Origin of the sequence: Pontibacter actiniarum, assembly GCF_003585765.1 — a bacterium.
Classification (GTDB): domain Bacteria; phylum Bacteroidota; class Bacteroidia; order Cytophagales; family Hymenobacteraceae; genus Pontibacter; species Pontibacter actiniarum.
This window is the reverse complement of the sequence record NZ_CP021235.1, coordinates 4,298,412-4,317,300: the sequence shown is the minus strand read 5'-3', so window position 1 is coordinate 4,317,300 and position 18,889 is coordinate 4,298,412. Positions and strand designations below refer to the sequence as shown.

The 18,889-nt window shown below is 54.7% G+C and carries 16 protein-coding genes; 4 read left to right on the top strand and 12 right to left on the bottom strand.

Going from position 1 to position 18,889, the window contains the following annotated elements; translation table 11 throughout:
- Positions 1-15 precede the first annotated feature (15 nt).
- Complete coding sequence (mutS, locus tag CA264_RS18595; protein WP_025608899.1) at positions 16-2,649, bottom strand: DNA mismatch repair protein MutS; 2,634 nt, start codon at positions 2,647-2,649, stop codon at positions 16-18.
- Positions 2,650-2,679: 30 nt separating this feature from the next.
- Between mutS and CA264_RS21960 the strand changes: the two genes are divergently transcribed.
- The 3 genes from CA264_RS21960 to CA264_RS18585 all read left to right on the top strand — a co-directional run bounded on the left by CA264_RS21960 (position 2,680) and on the right by CA264_RS18585 (position 6,195).
- Positions 2,680-2,835, top strand: coding sequence for a hypothetical protein (locus CA264_RS21960; protein ID WP_157593743.1), 156 nt, complete (start codon positions 2,680-2,682; stop codon positions 2,833-2,835).
- Positions 2,836-2,852: 17 nt separating this feature from the next.
- Positions 2,853-3,392: an RNA methyltransferase gene (locus CA264_RS18590; protein WP_025608898.1), complete on the top strand. Its 540-nt coding sequence runs from the start codon at positions 2,853-2,855 to the stop codon at positions 3,390-3,392.
- Between the two features lie 325 nt (positions 3,393-3,717).
- Positions 3,718-6,195, top strand: a complete 2,478-nt coding sequence (locus tag CA264_RS18585; protein ID WP_025608897.1) for a TonB-dependent receptor — start codon at positions 3,718-3,720, stop codon at positions 6,193-6,195.
- 642 nt (positions 6,196-6,837) lie between these two features.
- On the opposite strand, the gene CA264_RS18580 is transcribed toward CA264_RS18585, so the two are convergent.
- The gene (locus CA264_RS18580) at positions 6,838-7,323 is read right to left on the bottom strand and encodes a GNAT family N-acetyltransferase (RefSeq protein ID WP_025608896.1); all 486 of its coding nucleotides are present in this window, start codon (positions 7,321-7,323) and stop codon (positions 6,838-6,840) included.
- A gap of 630 nt (positions 7,324-7,953) precedes the next feature.
- Here CA264_RS18580 and CA264_RS18575 point away from each other — a divergent pair.
- Positions 7,954-8,550: a hypothetical protein gene (locus tag CA264_RS18575; protein WP_025608895.1), complete on the top strand. Its 597-nt coding sequence runs from the start codon at positions 7,954-7,956 to the stop codon at positions 8,548-8,550.
- 62 nt (positions 8,551-8,612) lie between these two features.
- Here CA264_RS18575 and CA264_RS18570 read toward each other — a convergent pair whose 3' ends face one another.
- The 10 genes from CA264_RS18570 to CA264_RS18535 all read right to left on the bottom strand — a co-directional run bounded on the left by CA264_RS18570 (position 8,613) and on the right by CA264_RS18535 (position 18,412).
- Entirely contained in the window at positions 8,613-9,401 is a 789-nt protein-coding gene (locus tag CA264_RS18570; RefSeq protein ID WP_025608894.1) for a pentapeptide repeat-containing protein, read from the bottom strand.
- A gap of 136 nt (positions 9,402-9,537) precedes the next feature.
- The gene (locus CA264_RS21955; protein WP_157593742.1) at positions 9,538-9,705 is read right to left on the bottom strand and encodes a hypothetical protein; all 168 of its coding nucleotides are present in this window, start codon (positions 9,703-9,705) and stop codon (positions 9,538-9,540) included.
- 30 nt (positions 9,706-9,735) lie between these two features.
- Positions 9,736-10,107, bottom strand: a complete 372-nt coding sequence (locus CA264_RS18565; protein ID WP_025608893.1) for a GntR family transcriptional regulator — start codon at positions 10,105-10,107, stop codon at positions 9,736-9,738.
- Position 10,108: 1 nt separating this feature from the next.
- On the bottom strand, positions 10,109-10,855 hold the full coding sequence (locus tag CA264_RS18560) for a hypothetical protein (protein ID WP_025608892.1): 747 nt from the start codon (positions 10,853-10,855) through the stop codon (positions 10,109-10,111).
- Positions 10,856-10,888: 33 nt separating this feature from the next.
- Positions 10,889-11,062 carry a hypothetical protein gene (locus tag CA264_RS21950; protein ID WP_157593741.1) on the bottom strand — a complete coding sequence of 58 codons (174 nt, stop codon included), beginning with the start codon at positions 11,060-11,062 and terminating at the stop codon, positions 10,889-10,891.
- The gene (locus tag CA264_RS18555; RefSeq protein WP_025608891.1) at positions 11,052-11,903 is read right to left on the bottom strand and encodes an ABC transporter ATP-binding protein; all 852 of its coding nucleotides are present in this window, start codon (positions 11,901-11,903) and stop codon (positions 11,052-11,054) included. The genes CA264_RS21950 and CA264_RS18555 overlap by 11 nt, the downstream gene beginning before the upstream one ends.
- A 238-nt stretch (positions 11,904-12,141) precedes the next feature.
- Complete coding sequence (gene lpdA / locus CA264_RS18550; RefSeq protein WP_025608890.1) at positions 12,142-13,545, bottom strand: dihydrolipoyl dehydrogenase; 1,404 nt, start codon at positions 13,543-13,545, stop codon at positions 12,142-12,144.
- Between the two features lie 29 nt (positions 13,546-13,574).
- Positions 13,575-13,937, bottom strand: coding sequence for a four helix bundle protein (locus tag CA264_RS18545; RefSeq protein WP_025608889.1), 363 nt, complete (start codon positions 13,935-13,937; stop codon positions 13,575-13,577).
- 37 nt (positions 13,938-13,974) lie between these two features.
- On the bottom strand, positions 13,975-15,549 hold the full coding sequence (gene odhB, locus CA264_RS18540; protein ID WP_025608888.1) for a 2-oxoglutarate dehydrogenase complex dihydrolipoyllysine-residue succinyltransferase: 1,575 nt from the start codon (positions 15,547-15,549) through the stop codon (positions 13,975-13,977).
- Positions 15,550-15,655: 106 nt separating this feature from the next.
- Positions 15,656-18,412: a 2-oxoglutarate dehydrogenase E1 component gene (locus CA264_RS18535; protein WP_025608887.1), complete on the bottom strand. Its 2,757-nt coding sequence runs from the start codon at positions 18,410-18,412 to the stop codon at positions 15,656-15,658.
- Positions 18,413-18,889 lie beyond the last annotated feature (477 nt).

Below are 18,889 nucleotides of genomic sequence, written 5' to 3'. Positions count from 1 at the left end.
CTTCTGAAGTCCGCGCTACTTTGCGCCAGCCTTCTGCTTGTCCTGCAGCAGCAGCTTCAGCTCGTTCAGCTTCAGCAGCGCCTCCACGGGCGTAATGGTGTTAATGTCCAGTTGCTCCATCAGCTCCTTAACGCGCTCCAGTTGCGGGTCGTGCAGCTCAAACATGCTGAGCTGGAAGTTGTTCTTCGGTGCTGTCTTCATCTTCTGCTGCGGGGCCTGCTCCGACACTTTCTCCTTCTCCAGGTGGTGCATGATCTCATCGGCGCGCAGCACCACATTGTTGGGCATGCCGGCCATCTGCGCCACGTGTATACCAAAGCTGTGCTCGCTGCCGCCCGGCACCAGCTTGCGCATGAACAGGATCTTACCGCCCGCCTCGCGCACCGACACGTTATAGTTCTTCACGCGCGGGAGCTCCTCAGCCAGTTGGTTCAGTTCATGGTAATGCGTGGCGAAAAGCGTCTTGGCTTTATACTTCGGATGGTTGTGCAGGTGCTCCACAATGGCCCAGGCAATGGAGATGCCATCGTAGGTGCTGGTGCCCCGCCCGATCTCGTCCATCAGCACCAGGCTGCGGTCCGATAGGTTATTCAGGATGCTGGCTGTCTCCGTCATCTCCACCATAAACGTAGACTCCCCCTTCGACAGATTGTCCGACGCACCTACTCTCGTAAAGATTTTATCGATCACGCCGATTGTAGCGGCCTCTGCGGGCACGAAAGACCCTATCTGAGCCATCAGCACCACCAGGGCCGTCTGGCGCAGCAGCGCGCTCTTACCGGCCATGTTCGGGCCGGTGATGATAATTACCTGCTGCTGCTCGTCGTCCAGGAAGATATCGTTGGGCACGTACGCCTCCCCTAGCGGCAGCTGCTTCTCTATTACCGGGTGGCGGCCCTTCCGGATGTCGAGAACATGGGTGTCATTTACCTCAGGTTTCACGTAACTGCTGCTGAGGGCGATACCGGCAAAAGCGCTCAGGCAGTCTATCACGCCGATCACTTTGGCGTTCTGCTGCACCTGCGCCACATAATCCATGGCATAAAGCACCAGCTCATTAAACAGGCCAAACTCAATGGTGTAGATGCGCTCCTCGGCGTTCAGGATCTTCTCCTCGTAGGTTTTGAGCTCTTCGGTGATGTAACGCTCCGCGTTCACCAGGGTCTGCTTGCGTATCCAGGTGCTCGGCACTTTGTCTTTATGCGCGTGCGTTACCTCCAGATAGTAGCCAAACACTTTGTTGTAGGCGATTTTAAGGGAGCTGATGCCCGTGTTCTTTATCTCGCGCTGCTGTAGCTGCGCCAGGTAGTCTTTGCCGGAGAAAGCGATCGCGCGCAGCTCATCCAGTTCCTCGTTCACCCCCTCGTTGATCATGTTCCCCTGGTTGGTGAGCATCGGCGGCTCCGGCTTCAGCACGTTTCGGATCTCTTCGCGCAGGCCGTCGCAAGGGGCCAGCTGTGCTGCCAGCTTCTGCAGGGCCGGAATATCGCTCAATGCCAACACCTTCTGAATCGGCAGAATAGCCTCCAGCGCCTTGGCCAGCTGCACCAGCTCGCGTGGGTTTACGCGGCGCACGGCCACTTTAGAGATCAGGCGCTCCAGGTCGTTTATCTGTTTCAGGTGCAGTACCAGCTCCTCCAGCAGCTCCTGGTGCTGCGTGAGCGCCTCCACCGTATCCAGGCGGCGGCGGATTTGGGTGACGTCCTTTAGCGGCAGCACCACCCATTTCTTCAGCAGGCGCGCCCCCATCGGCGTCACCGTCTGGTCCAGCACGTTTATTAGCGGCACGCCCTCCGGGTGCTGCGGGTACACCAGCTCCAGGTTGCGCACGGTAAAGCGGTCGAGCCACACGTACTTATCCTCCTCCAGGCGGGAGATGGTGGCGATGTGACTGATCTCGTTGTGCTGTGTTTCGGAAAGGTAATGCAGAATAGCACCGGCAGAGACGATGCCTTCGCGCATCCCTTCAATGCCAAAGCCCTTGAGCGAAGCCGTGCTAAACTGGCGCGTCAGCGATTCATAGGCGAAATCATAGTTAAACACCCACTCCTCCAGGGCATAGTAGCGGAAATCGGGGCCGTAGCGCTCAAAGAACGTCTCCTTCTCGCGCTTGCAGAACAACACCTCGGCCGGTGCCAGGCTCTGCAGCAGCTTGCCGATGTAGCTTTTATCGCCCTGGGCGGTGATGAACTCACCCGTGGAGACATCCAGGAAAGACACGCCCGTCTCGGTTTTGCCGAAGTGCACCGCGGCCAGGTAGTTGTTGCTGCGGCGCTCCAGCACCTGGTCGTTAAAGGACACGCCCGGCGTTACCAGCTCGGTTACACCGCGCTTTACGATGCCTTTCACCGTTTTCGGGTCTTCCAGCTGATCACAGATGGCCACCCGCTCGCCGGCACGCACCAGCTTGGGCAGGTAGGTGTCCAAAGAGTGGTGCGGAAAGCCTGCCAGTGCCGTTTCGGAGGCAGAGCCGTTGCCGCGCTTGGTTAGTACGATGTCCAGTATCTTACTCGCCTTGATGGCGTCTTCGCCGAAGGTCTCGTAAAAGTCCCCTACCCTGAACAGCAGCAGCGCCCCCGGATGCTTCGCCTTAATGGCGTTGTACTGCTTCATCAGTGGCGTTACCGTGCCTTTGCCTTCTCCTTTCATACTATGCTTACTAATTATGAATGCTGAATTATGAATCAGGAATGGAGCTACCCCACTCCTACCCCTCCGAAGAAGGATGTTATACCTGTCGTTACGGCACATAAAGTGCGCGGCCGTTTGACTTTTGCCCAAAACCGCCGGACCTTTGCAGCGCTGGGGACAAAAGGTCTTGTGTCTTATGTCTAAAGTCTAGCGTCTAAAAAATGCGTAAACTTTCGATAGATGACCTCAACCGCGAATCGGTTGAAGAATTCAAAAATAAGAAAAAAATACCGTTAGTCTTGGTGCTCGACAATGTGCGCAGCCTCAATAACGTGGGCTCTGTTTTCCGCACGGCGGATGCCTTTATGGCCGAAAAAGTATACCTCTGCGGCATTACAGGCAAGCCACCGCACCGCGATATAGAGAAAACGGCCCTCGGGGCCACTGAGTCAGTAGAATGGGAGCACGTGCCGGACACACTGGAGCTCGTGAAGGACCTAAAGGCGCAGGGCTACCAGGTAGGCTCGGTGGAGCAGGCGGAGCGAAGTATAAAGCTGAACGCGTTTGCGCCAGAACCGGGCCAGAAGTATGCGCTGGTGCTGGGCAACGAGGTGTTCGGCGTGGAGCAGGAGGTTATCAACCATTCCGACTTTGTGCTGGAGATACCGCAGTTCGGCACCAAGCACTCGCTCAATATCTCCGTGGCTACCGGGGTGGTGGTGTGGGACTTTCTGAGCAAAACGCTCACCGGAGCAAAGTAAAAGCCTCTGTTCTGCCGCAGAGGAAAGGCAGTGCCCACAGCACTGCCTTTTTTTGTGATGCCCCGGCGCAGCGCCTAACTTCCGGCCTGCTCATCTGCTGTGGCACCACAGGCAAGGCAGGCTTTTGCACCCGCGATATTAAACCTCTGGCCTCTGTAACAGTCTTATAGCTATAACCTGCTGGCTTTAGCGCTGCCCTCGCCCGATTTACCGCTTGGTTTCCAAGAATCGTGACGGCTGGAGCCTTTTTACCGTTAACAAGTGTACGACCTGTCTTCTCACCCTTAAACTACAGCAACGCAGCAAACACTGTACTTTACTCCTCATGAAAACGAACTTCTACCAGTTTATACTTATACTTCTGTTTCTCTCAACGCCCCTGCTCCTGCACGCGCAAGGGCAAACCAACGGCAGCATCAGTGGCACTGTGGTGGAAGGCCCCCAGAAAACCCCGCTCGGCTTTGCCAACGTGGTGCTGCTTACCCCCCGCGACTCCAGCCTGGTTACAGGCGCCACCACCGACATCAGCGGCAGGTTCGTGCTGGAGCGCGTGCCGCCGGGGTCTTACCTCCTCCGGATTTCCCTGGTCGGCTACCCGAACAAGTATGTGTCCAATCTCTCTGTCACGGCTGCTGAACCATCGGTAGCCCTGGGGAGCATTGCCCTGGAAGCCTCTACCACCAGGCTGAACGAAGTGGAGATTGTGACGGAGCGCGAACTGGTGGAGTATGACCTGGACAAGCGGGTCGTGAATATGAGCCAGGACATAGCCGCCGAAAGCGGGACAGTGGCCGATGTGCTGCAGAACGTGCCTTCCGTTGCCGTAGACATTGACGGGAACGTGAGCCTGCGCGGCAGCTCCAATGTAACCATACTGGTGGACGGCAAGCGCAGCTCCCTCGCAAACCTGAGCCTGGACCAGATCCCGGCGAACCTGATAGAGCGCGTGGAGCTGGTAACGAACCCTTCTTCCAAGTACGACCCAGAGGGCACTTCCGGCGTTATCAACCTCATCCTGAAAAAGGAAAAGAAAGCGGGCTTTAACGGCTCTGCCTCCCTAAACGTGGGCACCTACGAGAACTACAACTCCTCTCTGAACCTGAACTACCGCTACGACAAATGGTCGTTGAACGCAGGCTATGATTTCCGCCACAGAACCCGCCCCGGCACCAGCAGCAGCTTCACCGACTACCTCGGCAACACCGCCACGTTTAGGTCCGGTGCGGATTCCATCAGCTACAACTTCCTGGACCAGGTGCGGGAGCGGGATAACCTGGATGTGTCCCACAACTTCCGTTTCGGGGCCGACTACTCCCTCAGCCCCCAAAAAGCCCTCTCGGCCTCGGTGTTTTACCGCACCGATAACGAAGAGGGCTCCAGCGATCTGCTGTACCGTTTCCTGGGTGCAGGCCGCCAGGTGATTGGGGAGCGCACCCGCCTGACCGAAGACACCGAGGATGGCTTTAACATGGACCTCAACCTGGGCTACCGCCAAACCTTTGAGCGCAAAGGCCAGGAGCTGACAGCGGACCTTGTGTACGCCAACAACTATGACGAGGAGGGCAGCGATTTCAGGGAGGAGTACCTGGGCAGGCGCTCCCGGCAAAGCACAACGACCGACGATCAGAACACCCGCGTTACTGCGCAGCTGGATTATGTGCACCCTATTTCGGACGATAGCCAGGTAGAGGCCGGGTTCCGCAGCTCCTTTCAGCGGTTGGACGAGGACTCCCGCTTCTTCAGCTATGACTTTGAGGCGGACCGGCCAGTGTTTAACGACACTCTCAGCAACCACTTTGTGTACGACGAGCAGGTGCATGCCGTGTATGCCAACTACAGCAACAAGTATAAAAGCTTCAGCTACCAGCTGGGGCTGCGGGCGGAGCAAACGTTTACCACCTCCGACCAGCGCACCACCAACCAGGAGTACAGGAACGACTACTTTAGCCTGTTCCCAAGCATATTCCTTACCCACGACATCAACGACGACAACAAAGTACAGTTTAGCTACAGCCGCCGCATTAATAGGCCCCGAAGCCGCTACCTGAACCCCTTTGTGGACCGCACCGATAAGTTTGATGTGGATTTTGGCAACCCGCGGCTTAACCCGGAATTCATCAACTCGCTGGAGCTGGGCTACCTGAAGTACTGGGGCAGCTCCTCGGTTAACCTCAGCACCTTCTACCGCCATACAACTGACCAGATACAGCGCCTGCGCCAGACGGCTGAGGTAACCGAAGACGATGAAACGTACACGCGCCTGGAAACAACCTTCCTCAACCTCTCCACCAGCTCTTCTTATGGCGTGGAGCTGAGCGCCACACACGCTGTAGGCAAATGGTGGCGGCTGAACGGCAGTGTGTCCGGTTTCAGGACGGCGCTAAACGACACCCAGGGCGACACCGAGCTGAGCAACCAGCAGTTCAGCTGGAACAGCCGCCTTAACTCTACCATGACGGTGTGGAAGGACCTGGACATCCAGCTGAACGCCTATTACCGTGCACCCATGGCCACCCTGCAGGGGCGTATGGAGCAGCTATTCAGCCTTAACCTCGGCGTGCAGAAGGACGTGCTGGATAAGAAAGCCACCGTGATGCTGCGCGTGTCAGACATCTTTAACACCCGCCAGTGGAACTATGTAAGCTACAGCGACGAGTTCAGGACCGAGAGCAACAACCGCCGCCAGAGCCGCATCGTGTACCTTGGCTTCACCTACCGCCTCAACAGCGACGACAGCGACAAGCGCAACCGCCGCAGAGACCAGGACAGCCAGGGCGGCGGTGGAGACGAGGATGAGTTTTAGGCAACACCTGCACCTCAGCTTTTACCCAATGTTGACAGTACTTTAACCGCTGCCTCCGGTTTAAGTAAGGCTGGTTCAAGTGCACTTCTCCTATGTAAGAAAGGTTCTATTGCAAATGCAGAAGCTATCTGAATGTTTCCAGTCCTTGGGTTGAGCGCCTCTGGAATTTTTCGGTCCCGCATAAGCGGGATTGCAAAGCGACAGCGAGCAAAGAAAAGCTCCCAGCGCGATGCCCTTATCGAGGGCCCCTCCCCCCAGGACGAGCCCTCGCGGGCATGAGCGCCCCAAAGTATGAAGTGAAACAGTTGATGTTTGGGAACTGGAGGAGCAGCAGTGGCTAGAAAGTGTAGCTTGGCTGAAGATGCGGAAAGCAGTGGCTATGGAAGTACGGCCAAAGCTGTACAGGTGTGGCTCTGCGAGCCAGTTGAGTTACAAACGCAACATCATAATAAGACACGAGTTACAAACTCGCGCCAGCAGGGGCAGCTATTATGGAAATAGAAGCAAAGGTAGTCTAAGGCACAAGCGGACGCTTGCGCCAGAGAAGTTGTAGAAAGCAATAACGGGAAGTATGGCTTTGCAATCCAGTTGAGTTACAAACTCGCGCCAGCAGGAGGAAAACTGAAGTATCCCCCACTCCTACTACACTAACTCTAACTCCATCTTAATATCTGCCCGCTCGTAGATGCTCGGTGGCATCGGCACCTCCACAAAGCCCAGGCGTTCGTACAGGCTCAGGGCTGTTTGCAGGCGGCGGTTTGATACCAGGTATACTTTGTGGGCACCCACACGGCGCGCCCTATCTACAGCGGCTTCGCCCAGCATCTTCCCGATCTTCATGCCTTGCATTTTGGGCGCCACCGCCATCTTCGCCAACTCAAACACACCCTCTCCATCTTTGATCAGCGCACAGGTGCCAACAGGCTCACCATTAAAAAGCGCCATCAGAATATAGCCGCCCTTGTTAATGATGTAGCCCTGCGGGTCGCTGAGCGATTTAGTGTCGGCATCCTCCATCACAAAGTACTTAGAGATCCACTCGTGGTTCAGGTCATAGAATGCCTGCGCGTAGAACAGGTTGAAGTCCACGATTTGTATAGCTGAGGGAGTATTGTAGTGCTGTGCCATTTTATGGAAGTGTAAACACCGCAAAGGTAAGAAAATGCCAGCACTCGTGGCGGATCAAGCCTGCAGAATGAGGCACCATCCCACCTGAAGGGCTCTTTTTCGGGGTAGAGCCGACACTATACCGTGTTCCGAAAAGGCCATACCCTCCTCTGCTAGCCCAGTGTTGCACTGGTGCTGCTGCCAGTGGGAACAGCACCATGCCCTGAGCCCCCCTTCAGTTTTCTCTACAAAGAAAAAGCGGGCACAATGCGCCCGCTCTCACCTTATACAAACAACAATTTCTTACACTTTTCAACTGGTAGCTTCAGCCTCTGCACCGTTGCCATTTCTTCCTAAAGCCCTGGCTCTACCTGTATGCTGGTGCCATACGAAAGGCCTGTTTTAACAAAGCTCTTCTCAAGCTCCCGTTACTTCTCTTGCTAACCCCGGCACGATGCCAGTACTGGCGCTATAAACGGGGTACTACAATCTTTCTCATCCGGTGTCGCCACCGCCCGGCTGCAAACAGGCAACAGCCTTTTGGTGGAGCAGACTCAAGCATCGCTTTTGTACAGTATAGATGCAGGCACTAGTGCAAAGGTTGCCTGAAGGCCGAAGTATTTTATCGCCCGGCTTTTTACCAAAGCAGATTTGGCAGACCGTAACGCCCTACAGGGGAGCAGCTGCGTAAGAGGAGGCATGATGCAGCAGCTACCAAAGCCCATCCTGTTTCACCCGCTCAAGCACCACCTGGGCTATATCCGGGCATTTGCGCAGGAGAGCGTGAGCCTCCCGGAGCAGGAGCTAAGGCGTTTCCTCCGAACCATTGGCGGTTCTCAGCTGGACCTCTACACGGGGCCGCTCTCTCCGCTGCAGCTCTCCGAAGAGGTGGTTCTGCACCTGCAGGGGCAGGACCTGCTATCCCCGGCTCCTTTCCGCCGACACCTTACCCCAAGCGACTACCGCCTCTGTACCCTCTCCGACGGCTCTGCCTGGGCGCTGCGCTGGGGAGTGCAGGAAGGCCGGCACATACACCTGCACCCTGCCCGTTATTCCCCCCATACTTTACGCGTGAAGGCCAACCACCTTAAAACCGCCATCGCAGTAGCCATTGCCACCCGTAAGTATAACGCGTCCCCTAGCCTGCCGCTGCTCAACCAGGTGCGGGAAGCGTGGCTGGCCCTGCCCCCGGTACAGGAATACGTCCCTACCGAAGGACTGGGAAGGGCCCTTTCGCTGCTGCAGTAGCACAAAAAAAACAAGCGCCACCCTTTTTTAGGGGTGGCGCTGCCATTAAAAAATGTCTTTCGTTACCGGGCCATCTGTAGTAGCGAGGCCAGCGTTACCTGCTTGTTGTTAAACTTGGTATACTTGAAGTCATCGCCGCCACGGAAATCAGCCCCTTTGATGTTGAACGACTTCTTGACATCTGCATACTTGAAGTTGGCTGTGCCGTTAAAGAGCGCCTTTTCGAAATTAACGCCAGACTCAAACTCGGCATACTTAAAGTTAGCCTCCTCTGTGAAGTTAGCTCCGGCAAAGCTCACCAACTGCGGAAATTCAGCATACTTAAAGTTTGCCTCCCCGCCGAAACGCACATTGCTGAAGTTGGCTCTTTTGTCGAACTCAGCGTACTTAAACAGCGCTTCCTCTGCCAGGCGGCTGCTGATAAACGAAACAGCGCCGTCAAATTTGCTGTACTTGAAGGCAGTCCTTTGCTCAAAGGCGCAATTCTCAAACAGCACATCGCGCTCAAAGTTGGTGTTGTAGGTCTCGCTGTGCGAGTTTTTCAGGTTGATGCTGTTGTTGGGGTTATAGTAGGCCAGCACATCGCCCTTAAACCTGCAGTTCACAAAGGTAAGCGGAACGGTTACCGTGCTGACGTACTCCTTGGAGTCGTACTTGCTGTTGCTTTTCTTCAGCTCCATGTTCTGCAGCTTGGTCAGATTCAGGTCGCCCACGATCTCTGCGTTCTTGTAAGACACGGCCTCGCCACGGTTAATCTTCGCTACTATCTCCGAAGCATTTACTCTTGTTTGAGCCCATGCCATCAGGGGCAGCATAAGCATTGCCAATAATACCTGTACTTTTCTCATCATAGTGTATGGTTAGATTACAAATTGCTCTGCTCTTGTACTAAACAGATGCACCAACAGAAGGGAGGGTTGCCTGGGCCGCTAAAAAAATTAATCCTTAGTGCCTGCTGCTTCTGCAGGCACTAAGGATTGCATGCGGCTATTCGGCGGTACCTGGAGGCGCTGGCGGCTGCGGTGCGTTTTGTTGCACCGGCGTTAACGTGGCCGACTTGTCCAGGGCATAGTATTTAGCCGTGCCTAGCACCGCTGTAATACCGAGCAGCACCGCAAAGAGCAGGCCCAGCAGAAGTTTGTTACTTAGTTTCATGTTAATGCGCGTTAATGGTGAAGGTCTCTCCTAGTTTACACTTGCCCCGGCATACCTGGCCGCATAGGCTTTCAAGTCATCGAGCGACAGGCCCAGCAGCTTCATGGTTCTGAGGAAGGCGGGCAGCTCCTCCTCCACAAACTGCTCTTTCTTCAGGGCGATGGTCTTTTCAAAGCCGTCTTCGGCCAAGAAGTAGCCAATGCCCCGCTTGTTATAGATGATCCCCTTCTCCTGCAGGTAGTTGAACGTGCGCATCGTGGTGTTGGGGTTTACCTCAAACTCCACGGCCATGTCCCGGATAGAGGGTATTTTGTCGCCGCTCTGCCACTCCTTCTTCAGTATGTTCTCGAAAAAGCGGTTGGCGATCTGTAGATATATTGCCTGATTTTCTTTGAACTCCATCTTACACCTGCCTTTCTTTAAGTTTAAAAAACGATACCACCAGCAAAAAAAGCGGCAGCACAAACCAAAACAGTAGTGGCAGCACGCTTTTGACCACGAAGCCAAAAGAATCTTCCATCCTTTTAGAGTCCTCCACTGTAAAGGCAGGCCCTGCACTGCCAAACAGCAGATAGCCAAACAAGGCTGTATAGCCGACCAGCACTACCACGAATACAAACGCCGCCAGCAGTGTTTTCATGAAGTTGTTCCCCTTAAAGGCACACGCTCCGAGCAAGAACACCGTCTGGAAAACCATGTAAGCGCCTACGTCCCTAAGGTTCAGGAACAGGTACTTAGACTGAAAAAAGGCGAATGCGGACTCTCCTGCCATAAGGGCACTGATGAGCATCAGCACAGAAAAGCCAATGCCCGCAGCAGCGATAAACATAGGCGAGGAAATTAGCCAGGCCCCTACCAGCTTTTCGGCTGCAGATACCGGCAAGGCCAGAAACAGGTAGCTCTGCTGCGGAGACTGCATTTCGGCATATACTTTACTTGTGAGAACAAACCCGCTGATAAAGAAGACGGTCCCAAACAGGTTTACCAGCACAGGCACACTGTTCGCTCCCTTAAAGTACGGGAGGAGCACCGACGCCACCAGCAAAAAACCTGTTACCGCCACGGTGCCTACCCACAGCGAGCTACTATTCATGTACAGCTGCCGCTTTATAAAGTGGCCCAGCCGAGTTAAATCGAATGCAGTATTCATAGTTCTATTTTGTACAAATGGTCTAAACAATTATTACAGCGTTGCCGCGAAGTTATTCAAGAGCAACTGCAGCGTAGAAGTATAATCCAGCTGCACCGCCTGCACCAGGAAAGCGCAGCCCAGGGCGGCCGCACTGATCCAGAGCGAGCGCAGGCCTGGGCGCACCTGCTTTGCGGCCATTGCTCCCGGGCTAAGGTTAGTACTCATACTTCAGGTTGGCAAAAGCGCCATTAATGGCAGGTGCATTCTTCACGATACCGTTAAACAACAGTTCCATATCTACGCGGCTGTCTATGCCGGCTATGTTCTTCACGATACCCGCTCTGCGCCCCTGCAACTCCTCGGCGTACAGCACCTCCTCGTCCGGCACACCGGCCAGACTATGCTCAAAAGCCAGGCGTTCTGAAATGTCGGCTATACTTTGGTTAAAGATGATGTTGCCCTGCTCCAGCACCACAATGCTATCGATCAGGTTTTCCAGGTCGCGCACCTGGTGCGTGGAGATGATGATGATCTTCTCTTCGTCCAGTGCCGCCGCCATAATCTTCCTGAACTGGCTTTTTGAGGGGATGTCCAGGCCGTTGGTTGGCTCGTCGAGGATTAAGACGCGGGCGTTAGTGGCAAGGCCGAAGGCGATCAGGAACTTCTTCTTCTGGCCGTATGACAACGTAGACAGCTTATCATTCTCTGACAGCTCAAACTCGGCCAGGTATGCCTGCAGCTGGTTATAGCTAAACCGGGAGTAAAACACAGCGTTGGCCTTCACAAAGGTCGCCAGGCTGATGGCAGGCAGGTTAAACTCCTCCGGCACCAGGTACATGTCCTGCAGCATAGCCGGCTTACGCGCTGAGGTGTCGAAGCCGAAGACGGTACATGTGCCACTGTCCGGGTAAAGCAGGCCTACCATGTGCTTAAGCAGCGACGACTTGCCAGCGCCGTTTTTACCCAGCAAGCCATAGATAAAGCCCGGCTGCAGGGTAAGGTTCAGGTCCGCGAAGAGCTGCCGCCGCTTTTTGTACCTGAAGCTAATGTGTGAAAGTTTTATCATAGTTTTATTGGCTTAGTGTATTAGATACCTAGTACACTACAAAAGTAAAAAAGCAGTAGAACTTTCCAACTGTGTCGCAGAATATTTTTTTGTTGTTTAACAGGACTCGCTTGCAATATAGCTGCAACAACGCTCACAGGCACTTTCAAAGCCCCACAGGGGCTACGGGGCCTTTAAAACAACAGCGCCACCCTTTCGAGGTGGCGCTGCCGGTATTGTTAACTAAGAGGGAACCCGCTTAGATATGGATAGCCCGGTTATCTGTAGCGGCTAAACATGCTTCTTTCATGGCTTCTGCAAACGTTGGGTGCGCATGGCTCATACGGGCCACATCCTCGGCAGAGGCGCGGAACTCCATGGCTGTTACCGCCTCGGCAATCAGGTCGGCAATGCGCGGCCCGATCATGTGCACGCCCAGGATTTCGTCTGTCTCCTTATCGGCCAGCACTTTCACAAAACCGTCTGTATCGCCGGATGCCTTGGCGCGGCCAGAGGCTTTGAACGGGAACGAACCTGTTTTGTAGGCACGGCCCTGCTCCTTCAGCTGCTCTTCGGTAAAGCCTACGCCCGCCACTTCCGGCCAGGTATACACCACACCAGGGATCAGGTTGTAGTTGATGTGCGGCTTTTGACCCACGATCTGCTCTGCCACCAGCACGCCTTCTTCCTCGGCTTTGTGCGCCAGCATGGCACCGCGCACCACGTCGCCAATGGCGTAGATGCCCGGTACGTTTGTCTCCAGGTGGTCGTTTACGGCAATCATACCGCGCTCGCCCATCTGCACGCCCGCATTCTCCAGCCCAAGGCCTTCGGTATACGGCTTGCGGCCAACAGATACCAGCACGTAGTCGCCTTCAAAGGTAACCGCCTCGCCTTTCGGGTTCTCGGCCGTTACTTTCACGGTTTCGCCTTCGTTGGTAGCGCCTGTTACTTTGTGGTTCATGAAGAACTCAAACTTCAGCGACTTCTTTAGGATGCGCTGAAGCTCTTTGCCCAAGGCGCGGTCCATCGTCGGGATGATGGAGTCCATGTACTCGATCACCTGTACTTTGGCGCCCAGGCGAGCATACACCGAGCCCAGCTCCAGGCCAATCACGCCACCACCGATAATGATCAGGTTTTTCGGCACCTCTGTCAGCGATAACGCCTCTGTAGAGGTGATGATGCGTTTCTTGTCGATAGACAGGAACGGCAGCGTAGTAGGTTTAGAGCCCGTCGCGATGATGGCTTTATCCGTCTCGATCTGCTGCTCCTTCCCCTCTGCGTCTGTCACCTTGATCGTGTTCTTGTTCACGAAAGAGCCAAGGCCATAGTACGTATCCACCTTGTTCTTCTTCATCAGGTAGGTAATGCCATCGTTATTGGCTTTTACCACACCTGCCTTGCGCTGAATCATCTGCTGCAGGTTTACCTGCAGGTTATCCAGCTCAATGCCGTGCTCTTTAAAGGAGTGAGCGGCGTTATGGTAGTGCTCTGACGAATCGAGCAGCGCTTTAGACGGGATACAGCCCACGTTCAGGCAAGTGCCGCCCAGTACATTATACTTCTCTATGATCGCGGTTTTCAGGCCCAGCTGCGCGCAACGAATCGCTGCCACGTAGCCTCCAGGTCCAGAACCGATTACGGTTACATCGTATTTCATCTTTCAGATTAGAAATTAAAAATTAGAAATCAGGAGTTCGCCTTCATGGTGATCAGAATCTTGCTGATGATCTTTCGCACCTGCATGCAATCCTCATGTATAGAATCGAACGCCTTTTCAGGAAGGTACTGGCTGTCCTTTAGCAGGCGCAGCCAGTACGATGTTTCCCTTGCCTCTTTTGCGGCAATATTTAGTTTATGAACGAAATCAGCTTTAGAACTTGCAGCGATGGCTTCCTCTACATTTGCACCGATAGAAGTACCGCTTCGCAACAATTGCTTTGCCAGTACAAACTCCTTCTGCTCTTCTGTTAGAAACTTATAAAGCTTTACAATCCGGAGCGCGAAGGCATAACTCTTATCGCAAACAACATTCTCCTTCTCCTCCCCCACAATTTCTAATTTCTAATTTCTAATTCATAATTTGAGTTTAAACGCCTAATAGTAGGCGCATCGGGTCTTCCAGCAGCTCCTTCACGCGAACCAGGAAGCTAACCGACTCACGGCCGTCGATGATGCGGTGGTCGTAAGACAGGGCCAGGTACATCATTGGGCGGATCTCCACTTGTCCGTTAACAGCTACCGGGCGCTGCACGATGTTGTGCATACCAAGTATAGCCGACTGCGGCGCGTTGATGATCGGTGTAGACATCATGGAACCGAACACACCACCGTTCGTGATCGTGAAGGTACCACCCGTCATCTCCTCGATGGAGAGTTTACCGTCGCGGGCTTTCTTCGCCAGGCGGATAACTTCTTTCTCGATGCCGTCCAGCGTCAGTTGCTCCGCGTTACGGATAACCGGCACCACCAGACCTTTCGGAGAAGAAACAGCGATAGACACGTCCACAAAGTCATTAAAGACCATGTCATTGCCATCGATCTGCGCATTTACCGCCGGCCACTCCTTCAGGGCAACCGTACAGGCCTTCGTAAAGAACGACATAAAGCCCAGGCCCACTTCGTGCACCTCTTTAAACTTGTCTTTATACTTGGCGCGGATGTCCATGATCGGCTTCATGTCTACCTCGTTGAAGGTAGTCAGCATGGCCGTTTCGTTTTTCACCTGCACCAGGCGGCGCGCCACTGTTTTACGCAGTGAGCTCATTTTCTCGCGGCGCTGGTTACGGTCACCTGCAGCAGCCGGCGCGTCGTTAGAGGCAGTGGCCTCTTGCTTAGGAGCAGGAGCGGCGGCTGGCTTGGCAGCAGACTTCTGCGCGTTTTGCGCATCCTCTTTGGTGATGCGACCATCACGGCCAGTGCCCTGCACATCGGCAGGGTTGATGCCCTTCTCAGAAAGGATCTTACCGGCAGCCGGCGACGGTGTGCCTGAAGCGTAGGTCTGCGCTCCTGAGCTTGCGGCGGCCGGACGGGCCGTTGCTGCCTGCTGATCAGCGGCAGCCTGCTTGGCCGTAGCCTGTGCGTTTGCCTTCACGGCGCCAGCACCAGACACGATGCGGCACAGCAGCCCACCGATCTCCACGGTGTCGCCTTCCTGGGCCACGATCTCCAGTGTACCGGCAGCCTCAGCTGGCAGCTCGAACGTAGCCTTGTCGGACTCCAGCTCTGCAATTACCTCGTCCATCTCCACATGATCGCCGCTGCTTTTCAGCCAGCTGGCGATGGTCACCTCCGTGATGGACTCGCCTACAGTAGGTACTTTCATTTCTACCGTTTCGCCGGCACCGCCTGTTGCAGCGGGTGCGGCCTCCTGAGCGGCTGGCTGAGAAGCCTCGGCTGCCGGAGCAGACGGAGCAGCGGCGGCAGCGCCGTTCTCCTCTATTTTGCAGATAATAGCGCCCACGTCTACCGTGTCGCCTTCCTGTGCTACAATGCGTAAAATGCCTGCGGCTTCGGCTGGCAATTCGAACGTGGCTTTATCAGATTCCAGCTCAGCAATCACCTCATCCATTTCCACACGGTCGCCATCTTTCTTTAGCCACTGGGCTATGGTTACCTCGGTGATCGACTCACCTACGGCAGGCACTTTAACTTCTAAGCTCATATTTTAGGTCAATTATGAATTACGAATTATGAATTAGAAATGAAGTATGAATGATGACATGCGGTTGCTCTTGCAGCAATTCATCATTCATACTTCATCATTATAATTAAATGGCAAACGCGCGGTCTACCAGCTCCTGCTGCTCTTTTACGTGCACCTTCAGGTAACCGGTGGCAGGCGAGGCGCTGGCTTTGCGGGCCACCACGTCTTCTACCTGGCTGCGCATAATGCGCAGGATGTAGGTCCAGGCGCCCATGTTCTCCGGCTCTTCCTGCACCCAGTAGATTTTCGCGTTCTTGTACTTCTTCAGCTCTGCCTCCAACTGTACTTTCGGGAACGGCGCCAACTGCTCCATACGGATGATGGCGACGTCCTTGCGCTCGTTCTTCTGCTGCTCTTCCAGCAGGTCGAAGTATACTTTGCCAGAGCACAGCAACACCTTCTTCACCGACTTGGCTGTTACGTAGCTGTCGCCGATCACTTCCTTGAAACCTCCTGAAGTGAAATCCTCTACCGGAGACACCACCAGCGGGTGGCGCAGCAGCGACTTAGGCGACATGTTGACAGCCGGCTTGCGGAACGGCAATGCCAGCTGGCGACGCATGAAGTGGAACAGGTTGGCAGGTGTGGTAATATAGGTCACGAAGATGTTGTTCTCGGCAGCCAGCTGCAGGAAGCGCTCCGGGCGGGCGTTTGAGTGCTCCGGTCCCTGGCCTTCGTAGCCGTGCGGCAACAGCATCACCAAACCGTTCATGCGCTGCCACTTAGATTCCGTAGCCGTTACAAACTGGTCGATCATCACCTGTGCACCGTTGGCAAAGTCACCGAACTGAGCCTCCCAGATAACCAGGGCGTTCGGGTTAGCCATGGCATAGCCAAACTCAAAGCCAAGCACACCATACTCTGAAAGCAGCGAGTTGTAGATCTCGAAAGAGCCCTGCTGCTCAGCCATGTGGTTCAGGTTGTTGTACGGAGCGCTTGTTACGGCATCGTGCAACACGGCGTGGCGGTGCGAGAACGTGCCACGCTGCACATCCTGGCCAGAGAAACGAACGATGTGCCCATCCAGCAGCACAGAGCCGTAGGCCAGCAACTCACCGGCAGCCCAGTTCAGCTGCTTTGTCTCAAAGAACATCTCCTTGCGCTCCTTGATCAGCTTCTCGATCTGCTTGAGGGGCTTAAAGCCTTGCGGCAGGGTTGTCAGCGCTTTTCCAACGGTTTCCACTGCCTCGGCAGAGATGCCCGTCTCCGGCGACTGGTTAAAGTCTTCCGGCTTGGAACGGCGCAGTTCCTGCCACTCCTTCTCCATCTGCTGGTAGTTGTACGGCAGTGGCTTCTGCTTCACCATGTCCAGGCGGTCCTGCAGCATTTTGCGGAACTCCTTGTCCATGCTCTTCGCCAGGTCGGCGTCTACCTCTCCGCGGCTGATCAGGTCTTTGTTGTATACTTCGCGCGGGTTGGCGTGCTTCGAGATCAGGTTGTAGAGCTGCGGCTGCGTGAACTTCGGCTCGTCTGACTCGTTGTGGCCATGGCGGCGGTAGCACACCATGTCTATAAAGATATCGTTGTTCACCTTCTGGCGGTACTCCATGGCAAAGCGCATGGCAAATACCACCGCCTCCGGATCGTCGCCGTTTACGTGCAGCACCGGTGCGTCCAGAATCTTGGCCACGTCGGTACAGTAGATAGAAGAGCGGGCATCCTCAAAGTCAGTGGTGAAGCCAACCTGGTTGTTGATCACGAAGTGAATGGTACCACCTGTGTTGTAGCCCTCCAGGTTCGCCATCTGCGTTACCTCATACACAATGCCCTGGCCGGCTACGGCAGCATCACCGTGGATCAGGATCGGCAGGATCTTGTCGGCGTCCTTGTTATACAGGGTGTCGATCTTTGCGCGCACAAAGCCTTCCACCACCGGGTTCACCGCCTCCAGGTGCGATGGGTTCGGGGCCAGCTTCAGGTTCACTTTATTGCCGGAAGGCGTTACTACCTCAGAAGAGTAGCCCATGTGGTACTTTACGTCACCGTCACCCATGGTCAGGTCCGGAACGGCTGTACCCTCAAACTCAGAGAAGATCTGCTCATAGGTTTTGCCCATGATGTTGGCCAGCACGTTCAGCCGGCCACGGTGTGCCATACCGATCACTACCTCCTCAACACCCAGCTCAGAACCCCTGTCGATGATGGCATCCAGGGCAGGTATGGTTGTTTCGCCACCTTCCAGGGAGAAACGCTTCTGGCCCAGGAACTTCGTGTGCAGGAAGTTCTCGAACACCACCGCCTCGTTCAGCTTGGACAGGATGCGCTTTTTAAAATCGATGGAAGGGTTGAAGTTCAGAGAGTCTTTCTCTACCTTCTCCTTAAACCACTCCAGCACTTCCGGGTCGCGGATGTACATGTACTCAAAGCCGATGGCGCCTTCGTAGATTTTCTTCAGGGCCGCCTCAATATCGCGCAGGGTAGCCGGGCCGAGGCCGATGATCTCCCCCACCTGGAAAACAGTGTTCAGGTCAGCATCCGTCAGGCCGAAGTCGGCCAGGTCCAGGCGCGCCTTGCGGTCTTTGCGGGCACGCACCGGGTTTGTGATGGAGCGCAGGTGGCCACGTGTGCGGTAAGCATGGATCAGGTTACGAACCGCAACCTCTTTCTCTGACTCACCGGCAGCTACGGCGCCCTTTGCAGGAGCAGCGGCAACGCCTTCTGTAGCCTCGTGTCCGTTCTCGCCGTAAGCGGTGGCAAACTCGAAGCCTTCAAAAAACTTGCGCCAGCCCGCGTCCACTGACTCCGGGTCCTGCTGATAGGACTTGTACAGCCCATCGATGTAATCGCCGTGCGCGTTGGCGATGTATGTATATTTATCCATAGTTAAAACTACTGCATGTGTAAAAGGCAAAGTTAGAAGGATTATCCAAAAAACAAATTACATTAATTCGCATTAGCAAATATGCCTCATTATCACAGCATATAACATTTCCTAATGTACCTAAAATCCCCCTCTTCGGTTATGTTTTTTGTCACGCAGCCTTAAAAAGCTTATTCCCTGTGCGTTAATCAAACCACCGCCGCAAGCGCTGCTGCTGTAGGCTAATGAATGGGCACCTGGCCCTGCCGCTCTCCCCTGCCTGTGCCGCCACACGGGCACCACCCAAGGCCATGGCCTGCGGCGGCAAGCCCGGGCCGTGGTGTACGGCTCTATCACCCAGGCAAAAACAACTACTCCCGCCTGGAGAGACGGCTACAACATATGTTACTTTAAAAGCAGCCTGCACGGCATTAACACAGCTTATACTTAATTAACAGAACAAAAGCACCTCTTAAACCTTAAACCTGGCCTTGTAGT

Bases quoted from the DNA above. Each gene is read 5' to 3' on its own strand.
- CA264_RS18565 (WP_025608893.1), bottom strand. From the start codon at position 10,107: ATGGAGTTCAAAGAAAATCAGGCAATATATCTACAGATCGCCAACCGC.
- CA264_RS18535 (WP_025608887.1), bottom strand. From the start codon at position 18,412: ATGGATAAATATACATACATCGCCAACGCGCACGGCGATTACATCGAT.
- odhB (WP_025608888.1), bottom strand. From the start codon at position 15,549: ATGAGCTTAGAAGTTAAAGTGCCTGCCGTAGGTGAGTCGATCACCGAG.
- CA264_RS18585 (WP_025608897.1), top strand. From the start codon at position 3,718: ATGAAAACGAACTTCTACCAGTTTATACTTATACTTCTGTTTCTCTCA.
- CA264_RS18555 (WP_025608891.1), bottom strand. From the start codon at position 11,903: ATGATAAAACTTTCACACATTAGCTTCAGGTACAAAAAGCGGCGGCAG.
- CA264_RS21955 (WP_157593742.1), bottom strand. From the start codon at position 9,705: ATGAAACTAAGTAACAAACTTCTGCTGGGCCTGCTCTTTGCGGTGCTG.
- CA264_RS18580 (WP_025608896.1), bottom strand. From the start codon at position 7,323: ATGGCACAGCACTACAATACTCCCTCAGCTATACAAATCGTGGACTTC.
- mutS (WP_025608899.1), bottom strand. From the start codon at position 2,649: ATGAAAGGAGAAGGCAAAGGCACGGTAACGCCACTGATGAAGCAGTAC.
- CA264_RS21960 (WP_157593743.1), top strand. From the start codon at position 2,680: ATGAATCAGGAATGGAGCTACCCCACTCCTACCCCTCCGAAGAAGGAT.
- CA264_RS18590 (WP_025608898.1), top strand. From the start codon at position 2,853: ATGCGTAAACTTTCGATAGATGACCTCAACCGCGAATCGGTTGAAGAA.
- CA264_RS21950 (WP_157593741.1), bottom strand. From the start codon at position 11,062: ATGAGTACTAACCTTAGCCCGGGAGCAATGGCCGCAAAGCAGGTGCGC.
- lpdA (WP_025608890.1), bottom strand. From the start codon at position 13,545: ATGAAATACGATGTAACCGTAATCGGTTCTGGACCTGGAGGCTACGTG.
- CA264_RS18570 (WP_025608894.1), bottom strand. From the start codon at position 9,401: ATGATGAGAAAAGTACAGGTATTATTGGCAATGCTTATGCTGCCCCTG.
- CA264_RS18560 (WP_025608892.1), bottom strand. From the start codon at position 10,855: ATGAATACTGCATTCGATTTAACTCGGCTGGGCCACTTTATAAAGCGG.